Annotated in this window: 18 protein-coding genes; 10 read left to right on the top strand and 8 right to left on the bottom strand. The window is 51.8% G+C overall.

Annotated features, from left to right (window positions below):
* Positions 1–132: 132 nt before the first annotated feature.
* The 3 genes from GJU83_RS14395 to GJU83_RS14385 all read left to right on the top strand — a co-directional run bounded on the left by GJU83_RS14395 (position 133) and on the right by GJU83_RS14385 (position 5,034).
* The gene (locus tag GJU83_RS14395) at positions 133–1,851 is read left to right on the top strand and encodes a diguanylate cyclase (protein WP_167352730.1); all 1,719 of its coding nucleotides are present in this window, start codon (positions 133–135) and stop codon (positions 1,849–1,851) included.
* 694 nt (positions 1,852–2,545) lie between these two features.
* Entirely contained in the window at positions 2,546–4,183 is a 1,638-nt protein-coding gene (locus GJU83_RS14390; RefSeq protein ID WP_069185221.1) for a hypothetical protein, read from the top strand.
* Between the two features lie 200 nt (positions 4,184–4,383).
* Positions 4,384–5,034 (top strand): hypothetical protein, encoded by a 651-nt coding sequence (locus tag GJU83_RS14385; protein ID WP_069185220.1) that lies wholly within the window; start codon positions 4,384–4,386, stop codon positions 5,032–5,034.
* Positions 5,035–5,173: 139 nt separating this feature from the next.
* Here GJU83_RS14385 and GJU83_RS14380 read toward each other — a convergent pair whose 3' ends face one another.
* Together GJU83_RS14380 and GJU83_RS14375 are read right to left on the bottom strand one after the other, a co-directional pair.
* The gene (locus tag GJU83_RS14380; RefSeq protein WP_069185219.1) at positions 5,174–6,208 is read right to left on the bottom strand and encodes a patatin-like phospholipase family protein; all 1,035 of its coding nucleotides are present in this window, start codon (positions 6,206–6,208) and stop codon (positions 5,174–5,176) included.
* A gap of 441 nt (positions 6,209–6,649) precedes the next feature.
* A complete protein-coding gene (locus GJU83_RS14375) occupies positions 6,650–6,832 on the bottom strand; it encodes a hypothetical protein (RefSeq protein ID WP_069185218.1) in 183 nt (60 codons plus the stop codon).
* A 400-nt stretch (positions 6,833–7,232) separates the two neighbouring features.
* Between GJU83_RS14375 and GJU83_RS14370 the strand changes: the two genes are divergently transcribed.
* The 7 genes from GJU83_RS14370 to GJU83_RS14340 all read left to right on the top strand — a co-directional run bounded on the left by GJU83_RS14370 (position 7,233) and on the right by GJU83_RS14340 (position 13,859).
* Positions 7,233–7,889: a tyrosine-type recombinase/integrase gene (locus GJU83_RS14370; RefSeq protein WP_228715193.1), complete on the top strand. Its 657-nt coding sequence runs from the start codon at positions 7,233–7,235 to the stop codon at positions 7,887–7,889.
* Between the two features lie 113 nt (positions 7,890–8,002).
* Complete coding sequence (locus GJU83_RS14365; protein WP_083231895.1) at positions 8,003–8,227, top strand: DUF2188 domain-containing protein; 225 nt, start codon at positions 8,003–8,005, stop codon at positions 8,225–8,227.
* 33 nt (positions 8,228–8,260) lie between these two features.
* Positions 8,261–9,244 (top strand): zinc dependent phospholipase C family protein, encoded by a 984-nt coding sequence (locus GJU83_RS14360; protein WP_083231894.1) that lies wholly within the window; start codon positions 8,261–8,263, stop codon positions 9,242–9,244.
* Positions 9,244–9,663, top strand: a complete 420-nt coding sequence (locus GJU83_RS14355) for a hypothetical protein (RefSeq protein ID WP_069185215.1) — start codon at positions 9,244–9,246, stop codon at positions 9,661–9,663. Before GJU83_RS14360 ends, GJU83_RS14355 begins: the two co-directional genes overlap by 1 nt.
* Before the next feature lie 84 nt (positions 9,664–9,747).
* Positions 9,748–10,371: a hypothetical protein gene (locus GJU83_RS14350; RefSeq protein ID WP_069185214.1), complete on the top strand. Its 624-nt coding sequence runs from the start codon at positions 9,748–9,750 to the stop codon at positions 10,369–10,371.
* Positions 10,372–10,390: 19 nt separating this feature from the next.
* Entirely contained in the window at positions 10,391–11,560 is a 1,170-nt protein-coding gene (locus GJU83_RS14345) for an anti-phage 6A-MBL system MBL-fold protein (protein ID WP_069185213.1), read from the top strand.
* Positions 11,550–13,859, top strand: coding sequence for an anti-phage 6A-MBL system cap2_3 protein (locus GJU83_RS14340; RefSeq protein WP_167352729.1), 2,310 nt, complete (start codon positions 11,550–11,552; stop codon positions 13,857–13,859). The genes GJU83_RS14345 and GJU83_RS14340 overlap by 11 nt, the downstream gene beginning before the upstream one ends.
* A gap of 308 nt (positions 13,860–14,167) precedes the next feature.
* Here the strand turns inward: GJU83_RS14340 and GJU83_RS14335 are convergent, their stop codons facing one another.
* From GJU83_RS14335 to GJU83_RS14310, 6 genes are all read right to left on the bottom strand, one after another.
* The gene (locus tag GJU83_RS14335; protein ID WP_041644852.1) at positions 14,168–14,794 is read right to left on the bottom strand and encodes an SCO family protein; all 627 of its coding nucleotides are present in this window, start codon (positions 14,792–14,794) and stop codon (positions 14,168–14,170) included.
* 17 nt (positions 14,795–14,811) lie between these two features.
* Positions 14,812–15,168 carry a DUF3703 domain-containing protein gene (locus GJU83_RS14330; RefSeq protein ID WP_014575715.1) on the bottom strand — a complete coding sequence of 119 codons (357 nt, stop codon included), beginning with the start codon at positions 15,166–15,168 and terminating at the stop codon, positions 14,812–14,814.
* A gap of 57 nt (positions 15,169–15,225) precedes the next feature.
* Positions 15,226–15,948 carry a cytochrome c biogenesis CcdA family protein gene (locus GJU83_RS14325; protein WP_041644854.1) on the bottom strand — a complete coding sequence of 241 codons (723 nt, stop codon included), beginning with the start codon at positions 15,946–15,948 and terminating at the stop codon, positions 15,226–15,228.
* Between the two features lie 80 nt (positions 15,949–16,028).
* Positions 16,029–16,706: a DsbA family protein gene (locus GJU83_RS14320; protein WP_014575717.1), complete on the bottom strand. Its 678-nt coding sequence runs from the start codon at positions 16,704–16,706 to the stop codon at positions 16,029–16,031.
* Entirely contained in the window at positions 16,703–17,137 is a 435-nt protein-coding gene (locus GJU83_RS14315; protein ID WP_014575718.1) for a disulfide bond formation protein B, read from the bottom strand. The genes GJU83_RS14320 and GJU83_RS14315 overlap by 4 nt, the downstream gene beginning before the upstream one ends.
* Positions 17,134–17,859 carry a cation diffusion facilitator family transporter gene (locus GJU83_RS14310; protein ID WP_062785141.1) on the bottom strand — a complete coding sequence of 242 codons (726 nt, stop codon included), beginning with the start codon at positions 17,857–17,859 and terminating at the stop codon, positions 17,134–17,136. The genes GJU83_RS14315 and GJU83_RS14310 overlap by 4 nt, the downstream gene beginning before the upstream one ends.
* Positions 17,860–17,928 lie beyond the last annotated feature (69 nt).

Raw genomic sequence — 17,928 nt, 5'->3', positions numbered from 1 at the left:
TTGATCTGGCAGTTCAGTTCTTAAGGAGATGCGCGTTTGCTGCCGGGTAATTGGCGTTTGGTAAGTCAGTGTTTTGCCTTCATATGGCTGTTCTTGGCGGCGGCCTCAGGTTGGAACTCAGAACGTGTCCTTGTGCTGGACGAGCAAAAGGCGCAGTCGTTAGACCGCTTTGTTTCGCTATTACGGGACCCCAGGGGCGAGCTGACGTTCGAACAAGTGAGTAGCGGGATCGAATCCTTCAAGCCAGCATCTCCAGGTGGTCTCCATCAGGGCTACACCGCCGATGTTTACTGGATGCGGATTGAAGTGGAATCCCACTCAAGCAAACGGTTGGACCGAATGCTTGAGTTCACCTACGCCTATCTGGATGACATTAACCTCTATCGGGTGGATGGTAATGGCACGGTAGAGCGAATGCGTTCAGGGCGCACATTGGCGCCGGCGGATCGCGTTGTCGCTCACCGCAAGCCAATTTTTCCGCTTTCGTTTGAGCCCGGCGAGCGTGCGACGCTGTACCTGCGGGTAACCACCCACGCCAGCATGACCCTGAACGCACGGCTGGCGCCAACCTTTGAGTTTTACGAAGACAGTGACTTGGAATATGTCTGGCTTGCCGTCTACTTCGGGATGCTGTTGGCCTTAGGGACATATAATTTCCTGTTGTTTCTTGGAACCCGCCAACGCTCCTTTCTGCTGTACTCGTTGTTCGTGTTTAGCTTTGGTGTAGCGGCCTCCAGCATGAACGGCTTGGGTCCTTTGCTATTGTGGCCCGGACTTGTAGGGGAGTGGGGCAACCGCATTCTGCCGACCGGATATACCCTGGCTGCCACTTTGGCAGTTATGTTTGCCCGCAGTTTTCTGAATATGCGAAGCATTGCGCCGCGCTGGGACCGGGCGCTATCGGTTATCGCGATATGTTGGTGGTGCGCGACTTTCTTGACCTTACTGGTGTCAGTGCAGAATGCCCTCAAGATTATGTCGGCAATGGGGGTTCTCACAACTGCGTTTTTGATCACCAGTGGGATTGTGGGCATACGCTATCGCATTCCTGCGGCCCGGATTTATCTATTGGCTTGGTTGCTTCTGCTGGTTGGCGCCGCATTGCTATCGGTCCGCAACCTGGGCTGGATACCCTCCAATTTTTTCACCGTCTACGGTCTGCAGATAGGTTCCGCCATTGAGATGATTTTGCTGTCCTTCGGTCTGGCCGCTCGATTTAACGAATTCAAGCGCCAGAAGGAAGAAGCTCAGCGTCAGTTGTTGCTATCTCTAAAGCGACAGGAGCGTGAACTTGAACGCCGGGTGGCTCAGCGCACCTCAGAGCTGGAGGATGCCAAGGCCGAACTGGAGCGCCTTGTTGTGAAAGACCCACTCACAGCGCTCTACAACCGATATGGCCTGATGATTCATCTCGAGAAACTCATACAACGGGCGCAGCGGCGAGATGAGCTGCTGGCCGTAATCCTGATCGATCTGGACGGCTTCAAACCGGTGAACGACCAGTACGGCCATCAAGCGGGTGATGTATTGCTTCAAACAATCGCTCGTCGCCTTCAACAGGAGGCGCGGGACAGTGATTGCGTGGCCCGCATGGGCGGCGACGAATTTGTGGTGGTCACCGAAAACGTCAGCTCCAAATCCAGCGTGCTTGAAATTGGCCAGCGGCTACGCGAAGCCATCACAAAGCCAGTGACTCTGCCTTCCGGAGATTTGGTATCGATTGGTGCCAGCGTGGGGATCTGTACCGGCAGAGGTGGGGAGCAAACAGGCAGTGAACTTATCCGGGGAGCAGATCAGGCCATGTACCGGGTCAAGCGAGAACACAAAAACGATGTCTGCCTGATGGATTAGTTCGTTGAAGCTATAGTGGACGCCGCCGGCAAAGCCAGGATTTAGACGACCACAGAAAGTGCTAAATCTCAGAAACGGTAAATCAAAAGCTTACGTCACTCTTTCCACAAAAAGTGCTAAACGAATTTAAAGTTGACTCTAGCATAGTTAGGTGATTTCCGTTTCCACACAAAGTGCTAAATTCGTCCTCCAGTTCATCAGGGTCAAGACCCGGATTTTCTGGTAATGGGCACTAATGAAACGGGGACAGGGTGAGGTAGCATTAAGACTATAGTTTCAAGCGGGATGGACTGATCGGTACAGCACTAGTAATAGGGCGCTACAGGTTCCGACGTCTTCGGTAGAATCTATTAGGAGAACGCCTCAGAAGAAATCGGTCTAGCCCCTCGCAAAAGCCAATTTCGACGAGTAAACGCATTCGAAATGACCAGGGGCTTAATTGGTTGAATTTTGCGATGACCAATAAAGAAAAGCAGAGCTTTTCTTAGAGAGATCTCCTGCTGCTCAACAATTTCTTGCAACCTTTAAGTGGGACGACTAAAGGTATAAGAACGCAAATGATGAATTACTATGTGTAATACAATGAAAACCTAAATTCAAGGCGAAGTCGGCGTTTTACATTCCGAGAGAACCAATCCTTCGACTCAATGAGTGGTCGACCGCTGTCTAGCGCAATTCACAAGGATGTTTCGTTATGGACCCGGTTACTTCCGTTTATACTGCTTCGTTTTTGTTCATTTTCTTGTGGTCGTTCATCCGTTTTTACGGCCTCTCCCGACCCTATCGGGCGCAGTTGAAACTCTTTTGGCTACTGGCATTTGCCTATTCTTTTTACTATCTGTTGCTGTTCGTGTTGGCAGTTACATTTTTGTTGCTGGCCTCGACCGAGGTTTTGACTCTAATTGACAATAATTTTGGTACAAAATTGAAAGAAGCCTTTGAAGGCTCTCCTGAACTTGCTCCACCACTGCTTTCTGCGGCGTTTCTGTATAAGGCGCACGATATTCCCTTTTTTTTCAAGCTCGATACATTTATGGTTGACCGTCTATTAAGCGCCCACGATCTGTCAGAGGACTTTAGCCATCTGCAAGTCCTGCTGGAGACCAACGACTTTTTACCGTCGACAGTCGAGTTTGCCGCCAACTTAAAGATGATGGAAGATTTCGACGTCTTCGTGTCAAACCCACTTGAGGAGCCAACGGACCTGCATTCAGGGGACCCAATGACCTATTGGCGCAAAGTGTCAACGTTGTTGCGCTTCTGTAGAGTTTGGGCAACTGAAGACGGCGACGTAAATCGCGCTGCTCAGATTGCTGAGCTTTTCGAAGAACACATGCGTCGCACTGGCGTGGCACTGCATCTGCTACGTTTGAAGCTATCGACTGAAACCTACCAGGAAATCAAGCACCCCATCGAACAGGAAAAACAAGAAGCGCTGATTCTCACTTCCGACGAACTTAATCGTACAACCAAGCTGGTTTCGCGATACATCATTGCCGATTACAAAAAACTGGTTTCTGCGGTTTCGACAATCGCTGCTCATTTGGTGATTTATTCAGGCCCAGCTTCCGGGAAGAGGCTTGAGCAATTATCTGAGGCCGGCTTCAATGGCCTGGGTAGTTTCCGGGAAATGACCTTTCACAAAATTGTCTTTCTATTAACCGTTGTGTTTGGAATATCATTTGTCGTGTTATATGGCTTTTTCTTAATCTACAGTAATGGTGAGAACCCCCGATTGGCACTCACTTCTAAGATCGCCACTGTTTATGCCTTATCAGCTATGAGTGGTGGGATGATTGGTTCCAGCAGGCGGCTAATGTCCTCGAAGGAAACGCCTTGGGGCTGGTATTTGCTCGCAGGTATACTTGGTTGGCTCGCGTGGTTCGGCGTGACCATGCTTCTTTACTTGGACGTCAGTGATAGCGTCCCCATGGCGCAGCAGATAGGTGGTTATTTTGCCACTGATGAATGGAAAAAGCAGTTTCCTTGGTCTATTTTGCCGACTGCATTGGCCATAGGTATTGCCGCACTGAGTCACCGCAATCCGCTATCAGAAAAATTAAGTATTTTGAGTGTTCGTATTTCTGACGGTGTTATGCTGGGGCTAGTTCTAATGTTGGCCGCATGGCTAAATTTTATGTTGCATCTCGGGTGGAAAACTCCATTTTCTACAAAGTCGCTTTTCCCCAATAACGACCTAAATTGGATAACGTTACTTAGCTCTTCAGGTGTGCTTTTTGTGGTCGCGTTCGTGGTTGGTGCTAGCGTGATCAGCCTCGCCCGGAGCGTCGCCCGTTCGGGGCTTGCGACAGAACCAGACCAGGGGTCATAGCATGGCTATGCTGGGCCGCACCTCCTCCGGTTTTCGGATAGTCATGCTGACCCTACTAAAGCAGAAAGTAGTTTAGCTAGAGGGGAGCAGGTCAACTGAAAGTATGAAAGGTTCGACCTTTTTGCGCTAGCGGTTAGCCGCAGTGAAAACATTGGAATTTGTTAGACGGTATCATTTATCAGCATGAATAGGAGAATGTTATGGCAAAAAAAACAAGAACTCTCCTTTTCGTTATTGTTGTGGGGGTATTAACAGCCGTAATCTCATTCTTTAAAAGTGGCGAATTCAATCTTTTCACACTTTTACAGGCTGGTATCATAGCGTCACTACTAAATCTATTAATATTGCTTTATGAACATTATGGATGGCGCATGGTACTTCTTAAAAATGCAGCGACTTCTCCAAACTTTAGAGGTACTTGGGAGTTTGAGAAGCCTGATGTGTTTAGTATCACTAAGTTATGTAAATACGATAACCTGAAGGGAGGATATTTAACCGTTCAACAGAGTGACTCTCATATTTTAGTAAATATCCTTTGGGATGGAGATGAGCCATCCGAGCTTCGAATTAAATCTCCTACAGCAGTAAATCAAGATCGATGTTCGTTCTCTGGCCATTTTGTGGAACATCCTGCGGAATCGACTCACGGCTTCGGTGCATTTATAACGTTTTCTTCCAGATACCCGTCAAAATTCGTGCTGAGATATAGGACTGATCATGGTGTGACCGGTGAAATTAAGGCTGAGAACCGTAAGCCGTGGATCGCAAATACCATAAAGCAGGCGAAAAAGGACTCCAATCGCGTTCCAACTCTGAATGAAAAAGTGTTATTCGCAATGAGATGGAACTAAAAAGTAATTAGGGCACATTGATTAGAAAATAACTCGTCACTGGTAAGCCCTCGATTTACTAGACGCCTGACAGATTGGAAACCTGCGAAGCTTGCTTCACCTATGGCTTCCTGAAACTCGATTTTTGCTTCTTGAGATATCAAGCCGTTGATGTTGGATGATTGACTGCCAGATCGTTCTCAACATCTGACCACCATTCAAGATAGCGCTTTGCTGCCTGCTTACCGGATTTCACAAGCGACTTCTTTAGTTGTTCACTCAAATCGAAGTCTGTGGTTCCAACTCCCAAGGTGTCGATATAAACAGTTCTCTGCCAGTCATCGCTGTGAAGATGCTGACTATCCTGGACGGCGAGCACGGTCTTGATCAGTTGCATCGTGTAGTCGAGAAAGTGGTCTATTTCTTGACTCTTTGGGGTCTGGCCGTCTCGAAAAATCCCAATTTCAGTCTCGGAATCGAGCCGGAAGCCGAGCGTCTCTTTGTTATAGACGTATGGGCTGCTTCTTGGGGAAACCTGGCTTAGTTTTTTGTTCTCCTTTTCATAATAGCCAGGAATCCTTTTTAAACTCCCATTCTCGAGGTACTTTTGTCGGTCAAAGATCTTTACCGGGTAATTGTTGATCGCGCCGCCATCAACAAAAACATCTTCACGGTCGTCTCGCACTGCGCGAAAGAATAGGGGGATCGACATTGAACGTCTTACAGCATCGACCACTCGCATTCGTGGCGTATGCTCTGGCGAGTAGACTTCACCGAACTTGGTAGAGAGGTTTGATGCGTAGACGTAAAGTTCTTTGCCGGTGTGTTCGTGTAGAGCTTTGAAAGTTACATTGGCTGAGCCGGTCTTCTGTTTTAGCAATTCGCCGATCCAGTCCCGAAAATAATCTCCCTTATACCAGCCATACTCATCTTTGAGTCGTCTCATGTCCCTAAGAGCTAACCAACTATCATCTTTAAAGTCGTTAAAATCCAGCCGCTTCAAAACCTTCAACATTTCTGCGTTGCTGTAGCCAGCTGCGAACAAAACCGCGTTGATTGAACCTGCGGATGTTCCGCCTACACGACTGATGTTCTCGAGAATCGACTCACTCTCAAGAACCTGCATAGCACCAACGTAGGCAATGCCCTTTACACCACCACCTTCAAAAACCAGATTTCTGAACGGATACGACATTTTGCACTCCTCCTTTGAGCTTCGAAAACGCCGATACAACTAAGTTACTTCTCCTATATTTATTTGCTTAACATCACCGGCTAGCACTAATGGAAGCACAAAATGACCAGAGCGGCCACCCGATCGCTTAGGTTAAACAGGTGAGGCGATAGATTTATGACGTCGGACTCGGTGATAAAAAAACCTTTATTTAGTCGACCACATCCGCCTTGGCCAGGTCGCGGTTTTTTGGATCCACTTGCTCCACAAACGACGGCGATGCTTTCTAGCCTCGACTCTCCCAGTGCAGCAAGCGGTTTAACTAACGGCAGGTCTGCGCAATGGGATCTGCCGTGTGCTGCCAGCTGCGGTGATGCTTAGAGCAAATAAAAGAATTGCTGTTACGACTATAAATGTAAGCATTGCGAGTCCTGTCCCACGGTTGTCGTGGTCAAATGGCACTCATTTTTTGTCGCTGTCACAGCCTTTGGTGGTATTCGGGTTATTGAGATAGTCGTTGTACTCGCTTCGATCTCTGAGGCTGCGTTTTAGTTCAGTTTTATTTTTCACATCTAACCGCCACATCCAGAAGAAAATAGCCAAAGCAATGATCACACCGCCTATCTGATGCCATTCGATATACATAGAAATCCCTCCCATTTATTCAGACCATCACTGCTGTCTTGTTAGGATACTAGCATCACATCGAAGTTTCGCCGCTGTGCGGATCGCGCTACGCAGTCAAAATAACAGGAGCGATCGTTGCGGCAGCCTTTTTACAACTGTAAGCATCCCCGTTCTAGTTGCAGTAGTCATTAAAGCTTTCCGGTCTGGGGTAGTTCGTCAACCGGCCTCCATTTCTTGCGGTTTTCCAGGCTGTTGCCATACTGAATAGGTTGGAATAGGGCACATGTACGGCCCCCTAATTCCTCCTTGTAATTGACAGAACCACGGAGAGGAAACGTCAAAATCCATCACCAGCGCGCGGTCATTCCCCAGAGCCCGATCTAGCAAGCGCCCGTTCGGCTTCGAAGAGCGGCCCTTGGTGTCGTTCCCGATTCAGCGCGTTGAGAGCGACTGGGACCGGCTGATCGCCAAACGCCCGATCCTCCTCGAAAGACTGGACACCATGCCCAAGTACCTGCTCAAGCTGAAAGTGCTCGGCCTGCTAAAGAGCGAGTCGCATCGCATGCACCGGCTGATCCTGGACTTCATGTGGTGCACCGGCGCTCGGGTCTCCGAGGTGCTGGCGATTACCCCGGCGAGTTTCCACGACGACGGCTACGACTTCGGGGTGGTCCTCAAGGCGCTCAAGCAAGGGGCAGGGCGGCCGAGCAAACGCAGCCTGCAACGCTCGCCGACGCGGTTTATCCCAATTCCGGATAGAGACTTTCAGACCCGGATCCAGAGCTACCTGTGGATGGGGAAGTTTCGGAAGGACGAACGGATCTTTCCGATTACGCGCCAGGCGGTCAGTGCCAACATTGATCGCTTAATAGAGCAGGTGGGGGGAGAGCCGCCGTTCAAGATCGGGTGCCACACCTTTCGGCACAGCTTTGCGGTGCACCTGCTGCTGCACGGACGGCCATTGAAGTTTGTGAGCCAGCTTCTGGGTCACCGTAGCGTTGAGTCCACCGAGGTCTACACCAATGTGCTGACCTTTGACGGGGCGCATTTTCTCGAAGGCGTCGACTTCCACTAAAATTTGCTAAAACCATAAATGTGGTCATATTTTCTATTGCAACCACTATATGTTGTATTTTGTTGCGTTTTGTGTTTAAACTTTTATGTCGTCTGAATAGAGGGGTAAGCGCAATGTCAGGCAAAAACCAGCACGTCGTGCAACGCGAGAGTGGATGGGCCGTCAGGGGCGAAGGTAACACTCGGGATACATCACATCACTCGACTCAAGCCGAAGCGGCGGAGGCGGCAAGGGAGATCGCCCGTAATCAAAAAAGCGAGGCGTTGATCCATGGCCGGGATGGGCGAATACGTGAGAGAGATTCTTACGGGAATGATCCTTTTCCACCGAAAGGTTGATTCACGTCATTCATCGGTTACATCAGGTCATTGATGTCCAGTGCAAAAGGTCGGAGAAATTTCATGCCTGGAGCCTACGCTCATCTAACGCTCGTTAATCTCGCCAGAGAGCCGCATCGGTTGACTGCAGCAGATATACCTCCTGACGTCGGCAGGGCCCTTATGCGAAACCTCAAATACGTGGAATTGGGTGCGGTGAGTCCCGATTTACCCTACCTCACTCTGGACCTGTTGCAGTGGCCGCCAGGCCTTGATGCGAGAGCTAAGCAGTGGGCCGATAAAATGCACTACGAGCGCACTGGCGAGGTGTTGGCTTCCGGACTCAGATTGCTGCGTGATCGCACTGGCCCTGACTGGGAAAAAGGTGTGGCTTGGCTATTTGGTTATGCGGCTCATATGGCAGCCGACCTGACCATTCATCCGGTCGTGGAACTCAAGGTCGGTCCCTACCATGCTAATCAGAAAGATCATCGACGCTGTGAGATGTACCAAGACGCCCACGTTTTTTATCGCCTTAATCTTGGTGACATCGGAGACTCGGAACATCTGGATAGCGGTATCAAAGCGTGCGTTGACGACAGCGGCTCACTGGATTGCGACATCGAAGATCTGTGGAAGCGAATATTGGCAGATGTCTACCCCGAAGGGTACCAATCCAATGAACCGCAACCAGCGGATTGGCACGCCGGTTTCTCCAGTTTGTTGGATACGGTGGAGGAGGGCACACGTTTATTCGCCTGGGCCAGGCACGTTGGCGCCCACACAGGGATGAGCTACACGACGGAGGAAGACATCGACTCTACGTTTATAGAGGATCTTGAGATCCCAGGGGGGGAGCGACTGCACTATGACGCTTTATTTGATCGGGCCGTCGACAATGTTTTGAGGTTTTGGGCGCAGTTGGCAGAAGGTTTGAAACAGCCGACTGCCCCCATCTTTGCGCAACTTGGAAACTGGAATCTCGATACCGGCAAAGACACCGAAACTAAGGAGTACGTGTTTTGGGGGGTAGCCTGATGTTTCGACAGTTTAGTTGGTCTCTATTCACCGCCACGTTCCTGCTGGTCGGCTGCGCATCTCATGCAGACGACGAAGAAATGTATGTGACAGCCTCTGCGTTGACCAAGGTCAGCAGTGCTTTGGAGGCCTCAGTCTATTTTGACACCCCACCCGAAGGCCTCCAAGACCGAGAGCTACTGGAGTTTGCGACTAAGCATGACCCATCCCTCTTGGAGCCATTTGACAATTTCATCCTCAAAGCAAATTACGTTGATCGTCATGGAGTGGTTTTAGTATGTGATGAACTCGGTAGAAAGGCTCTGATGAAAGACCTGGGATGCACCGCCAAGCTTGATAAACCGTATTGGGATTCCACCGAAGTAGTGCCATGCCGGATCAACCCGCCGTCCACAGTCAACTGCCCAGTCACCGAGTAGGTAGAAGGTAAGGAAATCCTTTTTACAGCAGCGTCTTTAATCAGTTCATGGACTTTACATGATTGTTACGGATGGGGTGCAAGAGTGGAAAAAGATCTCAAGAAACAGAACAATGCCACGATCGCCGCGCTGTTAAGCGCTGTCGTCCTCGTGTGTTTGGGGTTTCAGTTTGGCTTCAACTCCTTGCCATCATTCAAAGAGGGGCTTCTTACAGGGGTTGCTGGGGTGATTACCCTAGCGGTTCTGGTCTTTATCACCCATCTGCTCCCACACGATATAAAGCACAAACTCGTCTTCACCCGTTTCGTGAATGAGATGCCCGGAGGACGGGTTCATCGTCTCTGCAAGCGGGATTCGAGAGTGGTGTATCAAGACGTTGCATCACAATGGCCGCATATCTTTGATGAGGCGGTCGCCGCGGGTGATCGGAACTCCCTCTGGTACCGAGACATATACAAGCCTGTTCGAGATACCCATGAGGTCCGTCAATCGCATAGAAGCTTTCTCCTCTACCGCGACACCTTTTCGGGTTTGTTCGCTCTCCTTATTTTTACAATCTTGTGGGACTCCCTGGGAGACCATCAACTTCTTGGTGACATTGTTCCTGCTGTCTATGTCGTGCTCGTCATTTCATCCCTCCTGACTCTTCTTGCCGCTCGCAATGCAGGTAACAGGCTCGTTGTAAACGCCGTTGCCGTCGCTCAATAAACGAAAGGAACTGCATTTCATGAACTCGAAGGTTACATTTTTCCCCGTCGATAATGGTGACATGACCCTGTTGCAGCTTGCGGATGATCGCCAGACCTGCCTTCTGATTGACTGCCGGATTAGGCGTTCTGCCGATGATCCGAGCGACACGACGCCTGACGTTGCCTCTGAACTTCGAAAGCGCATTAAGAAGGATGCCCAGGGGCGCCCGTTTGTTGATGCGATGCTTCTTTCTCACCCGGATGAGGACCATTGCCTTGGCCTCAGGGCGCACTTTTGGCTTGGCCCAGTTCAGGACTATCCCGACGATGACAGAGATCAGTTCCAGAAGAGGATTATCATTCGGGAGCTTTGGTCGTCCCCGATGGTTTTCCGGCGTGCGTCGAAGAAGCTGACGCTGTGTGATGATGCCAAGGCTTTCGCCACGGAGGCGCGGCGTCGCGTGAAGGCAAACCGCGATAGCGGCTTCAACGTTTCTGATGGCGATCGAATTCTTATCCTGGGGCAAGACAAAGACGGGAAGACAGATGGCCTGGAGCAAATCCTCGTAAGGCAAGGGGATGTCATTAACGGAATTAACGGAGTTGGCCAGAACCTCCTGAAATCGCGCCTACTTGCCCCTTTCCGAGAGCAAGACGAGGAGGTGGAGGAAGAGCTGTCTAAAAACGACTCCAGTGTTGTGATCAATTTCAGCATTCGTGAGTCCAGCTCCGGCGATTGTTTCAGCCGATTCCTGTCTGGCGGTGACTCGGGGGTATGCATCTGGGAGCGGCTCTGGCGCGAGTACACGGCTGACGACCTGAAATACGACCTCCTCCTTGCCCCTCATCACTGCTCATGGCGTTCACTTTCACACGACAGCTGGTCTGATAATGGCAACGATGCTGAGATCTCCGAGGATGCGCGTTCAGCGTTAGCGCAAGCAAATGATGATGCGTTTATTGTTTCCAGCAGCAAGCCGGTTGTTGATGACGATAACGACCCCCCCTGTATTCGGGCCAAGCGTGAGTACAGGAGTATCTTGGGGTCAACAGGTATCTTTAAGTGCACAGGGGAAGAGCCGACTCGCAAGAAACCGGAGCCCATCGTATTTCAAGGCGCCAGGTCTGGCTTCAGGCTGGCCGTTGCCGCTGTCGCAACAGCGTCAGTCGCATCCGCCGCTCCACCGAGGGCAGGCAGTGACGACTGAATACATTGACTACGGAGAGTCGCTGGGAAAGTCGGTAACGTCGAATTTGCCTGCACCATTGCGTGACGTGGCCGACGCGTGCGGCGAGCACTCTGCTTTTGACGTTGTTGAATTCCGGCGGATTTCGCCGGATTCACATGCGCTTATTGTCGATGTTGGCGATGGGACTTTTGATACCAAGAATCGGGTCGGAATACGCCGCTTTGAGCGCCTGGCTCTGGTTTATAACCCCGATTTTGGTTTTCCATGGGACGTTAGGGCGCTTCGCTCCGACTTCCCAGTGACCATGCATCAAAACCATGTAGGGCCCAATTCACCACGTTCCCTGTGCCTCTACGTTGAGCCTTGGTCATCTGTGGAGCGAGTCTGGAACCCTCACTCATTTCTGGGTCGAGTTCTCTGGTGGCTTCGGGAAACCGCCTGCGAAAACCTGCATCAAGAGGATCAACCTCTTGAGCAGCTTTTTTTCGAACCCGCGGATCGCTTTGTATTGCCGGAGGATTATTTCGAGAGACTCACCGAAACCGGTTATCGTATCGTTTTCGACCAGCGACCATTCGCCTGTCGAGGAAGATTCTTGTATCAAGCCCGGGTTGTAGATGATATTTCGCATCCGGGTTTCCAGGATGGAAAATGGATACCAATTACGATCATCTTGCCTCCCATTACTCACGGCCGCGTAGAGGAACACCCGAAACATCTTGGGGATCTGCTTGAAAGACTCAATTCTCGAGGTGCCAGGATTTCCGGATTGCTCCGTGAGGCAATTCAGGATCTTGTTCCCGAGGGTCAAAGCTTTGACTGGCCGGCCGGCAAGACCAATAAGATACTTCTAGTGCTGGGCATCTCCCTCAAACGTGACAGCAAGACCGAGAGAACGGACGTTTACGGCTTCGCTATGGATCAACATTTTGGCCGGCTCGGCGAAGACCTTGGCGCCCTGATCCGTAGTCCCGGCGAAAACAAGTGGTTTCGTAACACTGGGATAATGGAAAAAGTCGAGCCTCTGAACGTGGATCGATTGGAAAGTTACCCTCTGACCCCTGTTGGTATCAGGCTAATGCCATCAAAGCAGGAGGTGAGGGAATACTCGGGCATAGCTGATTCACCATGCGATTTCAACGGTGTCATTTCCGGGCTCGGATCTTTGGGAAGTGCCGTTGCATCAATCTGGGCAAGGGAAGGCTGGGGTGAATGGGAATATGTCGATCATGATGCGGTTGAGCCCCATAACCTGTCCCGTCATGTTTCCCTGGGTCCATGTGTGGGCATGGCCAAATCCGAAATGATGAGCGCCCACGCCGCATCTATGTTCTCCCTCAAGGTGAGTGACAGCAGCGCGCCAAAATCTCATGTGAAGAGGCTCACGGAGGACCCCCAATGGCTCGAAGACCTATTGGAGCACAAGGACATCATTGTCGATGCATCCACGACGCTAGAGGTCCCTCGGGACCTGTCCGGCATAGAAAGATCGGCTCGTTTGGCAACACTCTTCATAACTCCATCAGGCAGGTCCTCGGTTTTACTCATGGAGGATCAGTCCGGATACACACGTAGTCTGTCACTCGAGGCTCAGTATTATCGAGCCATTCTGACCAATGATTGCTGGGGCACCGATCATCTGGAAGGGAACTCGGGCTCTTTATGGGTTGGGGCCGGATGCCGGGACATCACCATGGCGATGTCCAATGAACTGATATGGCTGCACGGATCGATACTGGCTCGCCAGCTGAGGTTGCTTTCAGACAGAGAAGAGGCCCAGATCAAGATCTGGGATTGCGATGGGCTCTCCGGCGCCGTTAGCGCTCATGACATTCAGGCCTGCAAGCCCATTTACGCGGAGGTTGGGGGTTGGACTGTGTGGTGGGACGTCTCGATCGAAGATGGCATGTCCAGACTCAGAAATGACGAATTGCCCAATGAAACCGGTGGCATTTTGCTTGGTTTTGTTGACCAGAAGATCAAAACGATATCGGTCGTGCTAGCCAGGCCCGCACCAGAGGACAGCACTGCAACACCCCGAGAGTTCTTGCGCGGAACTGCCGGTGTAGAAGGAGATATCGATGAGTGTCGTCGTAGAACTGGCGGGATCGTTTCGTATCTGGGCGAATGGCATTCTCATCCGAAGGGCTGCAAATCCGATCCAAGCACTCACGATCGAAAACAGCTGGATTACCTAGAGGACGTTATGGCTCGTGATGGCAGTCCTGCAATCTCCATGATTGTCTCGGACTCAACGATCAGCGTCTCATTGGGTCAACGAACAGCAACGGTTGAGTTGTCCTTTTTTCACTCTTGAAGAGGGCAAAATTGAACCTTTGACTATTTCACTGCTGAGCGATTAAGACGCTTTTTAAACAAAAGCGAACATTCGAGTCAGGGCTTCCTCCAGTGCCTCCAGGCAAATCGCATCCATTTCATCCGGTATCATTGCCGGAACAAGTTGGAAACGCTAAATCATTGCACGGCAGAGATGGAAGGAAAATGCGCCAGCGATTATTGTGCCTCATGCGAACAGGAATGCGTGGAGACTATCGGACTTGAGGATTGTCGAACAGGGCCTTTACAAACGCCCTTGCAAAGAACACTATCGAATCCTTCAGTCATTCAGGAACTTTCTTCAAGAAGGGCAACAAGGTCCTGCCGAATGGCTTGAGCGCTTAAATCTTCCGGTCGGATAAGCAGGCGTGGATTACCCTCACGATCAAACACATAAACTGCGCCGCTGTGAGTGACGGCGTAATCACCTTCTGCGTCCGGTTCTTCATGCCCGAACGTGGTCCGGTATCGCTGGGTAAGTGTGCGTAGGTCAGAGGTTTTGCCGGTCAGCCCGACGATCCTTTCACCAAAAAAATTGACATACTCTGCCAGGCGCTCGGGCGTATCGCGCTGAGGGTCAACGCTGACGAACAGCGTAAGTACCTCCTCCTGGTTTTCCGGGCTCAGGCCGCTAACGGCCTGACTGAGTTTTTGCAGAGCAGTGGGGCAAACATCAGGGCAAGAGGTAAATCCGAAAAACAGCATTCGTACCTGACCACTGTAATCATCGCCTGAAACCGGTGCTCCCTGACTGTCGATCAAATCGAATTCAAGCTTGGGCATCACGCCGCTGATGTCTGTTCCGTGCCAATCCGGCGCATCATCGCCCATGCAGCCAACAAGGAGGATTGCCAGCATCATTAATGCAATGGATGCAAAGCGCTTTGTGTGGTGTTGGAAGCAGGGTGTGATCATAAAGTGGTGTCCTTCAGTTACGTGTTGGAAGGCTTCTGGTGTCCCAGAACAATCGCCAAGTCTTCCGGCACCGCCATCGGTTCAAATGCGCTGACGTTGGCACGTCCCGTATTGCCGACAGGAACCCAGATTCGTGAAACCAGCAACGCAGCGAAGGCCCGAGCCAGCTGACCGAGAACCTCGCGAGCATCGCGCGTGTGCCAGCCGAGCCGTAGCATGCGCAAATGTGTTGTCGTGTGCGCTAACGCGAACTTCTGGCTCAGAATATGAGCCCGTTCAAGATGTCTGAACGCTGTATCGACATCGCCCTGATTGTCTGCATCAGCGGCTGCTGCCAGTTCTGTCAGATAGAACGCCTTGAGTTCACTGTTCACTGCTCGGTTCTCCTGCCTTATCGGCCAGCTGAGTGGTGGGCAAAGATTTGCCCGGGATCAACCGAGTCTTCCGAGTACCGGAAATGCGGATAACATCCATGATGCAAACCGGGTCATCTGTCCCGTCAGCACCATTACCCCCATAACAACCAGAACCAGCCCTGCCAGAATTCTCAGTGACTGACTCCAGCGGCTCATCCAGCGCACTCGCGCCCGAAAGTGCTCAATAAATAGAGCCGTTGCCAAAAATGGAATTGCCAACCCCAGCGAATAAACGGCCAGGTACAGCATGCCGGTTTCAGCATTCGCATGGGTGGAACTGAGAGCCAGGATAGCGCCCAATATCGGGCCAATACACGGTGTCCATCCGACGGCAAAGGCCAAACCGAGAAGAAACGCTGCCGTGGGCCGTCCACCCTCAAGGGTTTGCCCAAAGCGCCAGTCGCGCTGTAGCGCGGGCATGCTCCACCAGCCCAGCATAAATAGCCCCATCAGCACGATCAGAATGCCCGCCACCAGATTGGCTTCCTGCCGGTAGGCCATCAGCCACTGACCGAGCAGACTAGCGCTGGCACCAAAAGCGATGAACACCACACTGAATCCAAGGACAAAACAGATACTGAGCCACAGAGATTGCAGTCGACTCGAACGGTCTGTGACGGTGCCGCCCGTAACGACCGAGAGATACCCCGGAACCAGCGGCAGAGTGCAGGGTGAGAAAAAAGACACCAGGCCGCCAAAAAAAGCAGCCAGCATTCCCCATGTCGCAAGATCTGGCATTTCCGTGAGTCCTCAACTTTCTGAGTTCAGTTGACGGTGGAGGGCATCAAGCCCATCCGTGTTTTAATCGACACCGGTCGCTATTGCTGTGCGTCTGGGAGCGACTCCTGAACAAGGCGAAGTAGCGGTTTGGGACCAAACTCCGTGAGTTGGCGGCCATTCACGAAAAAAGTCGGGGTGCCCCGAACGCCGATGGTTTTGACGTCCTGCATGTCTTGATCAAGGATGGCGCTTATCCGTTCGGATTGCATATCCTCACGGGCTTGGGACAGGTCCAGACCGGCTGCCTCGGCCGCTCCCCATGCCTTGGCAACCTTCGGGTCGTCGTGCCAGGCAGGCTGCACCTCCAACACAGCTTCCAGCACCGGTTCATAGACATCTTGCAGGCGAGCTGCTTCCAGAATTCTGGAGACTTCCTCGGAACCCTGATGGAACAGTGTGTAACGCAAAACAAGGCGCACCTGACCTGGATACTCAGCAAGAATCTGTTTCACGATGGGGTAGAACGCCCGGCAGGCTTCGCAGGAGGGGTCGAAAAACTCAACGATGGTCACCGGTGCGTCGGCAGGCCCGAATGTGGGCGAATGGAAGCGTACCAATGCTTGTTGGTTCGCGATCGGTTCGGAAGCGACAACAGACTTTTCACCGGTGGTGGCCGTTTTTTGAGGCTGCTGGGGCTGTGGCTTGAACAAGACAGCGGCCGAAAAGGCTGCGATCAGCACGAGACACACGACAACAACGATGGCACGACGATTCATGAATGAATTCTCCGACGGACAAGCAAGAGCAGAATTATGATGGCAACGAAAATGGCCAGCGATAGAAACGGAAGCGGCAGCCCACCAAATATCGTCATTCCGTCACCCGAGCAGGACGGGCCAGTGGCCGTGCAGGGCTGAATGGGTTGTGGAATTATCCCCACATAAAGCAGTGAGTGGGCCAGAGCGAACAGGGAGCCAATAACAGCCAGCGGCATAGCGTAGCGCCAAACGTTGAAATCCGAGTAGTAGCAGGCGACTGCGAGAATCACCGCCAACGGAAACATGAAGGCGCGCTGAAACCAGCACAGAACGCACGGAGCCTGCCCGAGAACTTCCCCGATGTAGATGGCTGAAAGCGAGGACACCAACGCCAGTAGCCAGGCCGACAGCAGCAGCCCCCATGGAATCACCTGGTTATTGTTGGTCACCGGGATGGCTCTTCCGATGCACTGCCACACGTGCTTTGCGATGAAGAACAGCAGTTGTCTCCGGTAGTGGCGACCTCACCTTCGTCCGATTGGTTGGCGGATTCTGCGCCACCGGCACGCCATTCCCCCATACCTTCACTGATGACTTGCCAGGCGGAATGCAGGAAAAGCGCAGCAATGGCGAGGCCCACAATGATGTCCGGCCAGAGGGTATTGGTGAGGGCGACCAATCCAGCCGCAATGATGACACTGCTGTTGGCGAACAGATCGTTCCTGGAACACATCCAGGTGGAACGCATGTTGAGGTCGTCCGCACGATGACGGTAGAGCAACACAAAACAAACGCCGTTTGCAAAAAGAGCAAGAGCGCCGACAGCGCCCATCCACTCGGCGGCCGGCACTTCCTGTATCACCAGCTTGCGGATGGCATCGGCGACAACAACAAGCCCGAACAACAGCATAAAGCCGCCTTTGAACAAAGCCGCTCCGGCACGCGCGCGACGGCTTCGGTCCAGCACGAACAGTGTCAGTGCATAGACAGACGCGTCGCCGAACATATCCAGCGAATCGCCCAGCAACGCGGTAGAGCTTGCAATCCAGCCGGCGCTGAATTCCACCACAAACATCACTGCGTTTATGGCAAGCGCAATGTAAAGCACCCGGCTTTGGCTCGCTCGCAATTGTGCCAGTTCACCGGCCTTGTTTTCACAGCAGCTATCCACGACGAACCCTCCTAGTATTTGCAATACAACGATACAATAGGGGTTATAGTAACTATAAGGTCAATGATG

The organism is Marinobacter salsuginis, assembly GCF_009617755.1.
GTDB classification, from domain to species: Bacteria; Pseudomonadota; Gammaproteobacteria; order Pseudomonadales; family Oleiphilaceae; genus Marinobacter; species Marinobacter salsuginis.
Note: the sequence above shows the minus strand (reverse complement) of the source record. Positions and strands in the feature narration are given on the sequence as shown.

Coding starts and splice junctions, on each gene's coding strand:
- GJU83_RS14335 (WP_041644852.1), bottom strand. CDS start 14,794: ATGATCACACCCTGCTTCCAACACCACACAAAGCGCTTTGCATCCATT.
- GJU83_RS14345 (WP_069185213.1), top strand. CDS start 10,391: ATGAACTCGAAGGTTACATTTTTCCCCGTCGATAATGGTGACATGACC.
- GJU83_RS14385 (WP_069185220.1), top strand. CDS start 4,384: ATGGCAAAAAAAACAAGAACTCTCCTTTTCGTTATTGTTGTGGGGGTA.
- GJU83_RS14360 (WP_083231894.1), top strand. CDS start 8,261: ATGTCCAGTGCAAAAGGTCGGAGAAATTTCATGCCTGGAGCCTACGCT.
- GJU83_RS14365 (WP_083231895.1), top strand. CDS start 8,003: ATGTCAGGCAAAAACCAGCACGTCGTGCAACGCGAGAGTGGATGGGCC.
- GJU83_RS14380 (WP_069185219.1), bottom strand. CDS start 6,208: ATGTCGTATCCGTTCAGAAATCTGGTTTTTGAAGGTGGTGGTGTAAAG.
- GJU83_RS14325 (WP_041644854.1), bottom strand. CDS start 15,948: ATGCCAGATCTTGCGACATGGGGAATGCTGGCTGCTTTTTTTGGCGGC.
- GJU83_RS14375 (WP_069185218.1), bottom strand. CDS start 6,832: ATGTATATCGAATGGCATCAGATAGGCGGTGTGATCATTGCTTTGGCT.
- GJU83_RS14320 (WP_014575717.1), bottom strand. CDS start 16,706: ATGAATCGTCGTGCCATCGTTGTTGTCGTGTGTCTCGTGCTGATCGCA.
- GJU83_RS14390 (WP_069185221.1), top strand. CDS start 2,546: ATGGACCCGGTTACTTCCGTTTATACTGCTTCGTTTTTGTTCATTTTC.
- GJU83_RS14355 (WP_069185215.1), top strand. CDS start 9,244: ATGTTTCGACAGTTTAGTTGGTCTCTATTCACCGCCACGTTCCTGCTG.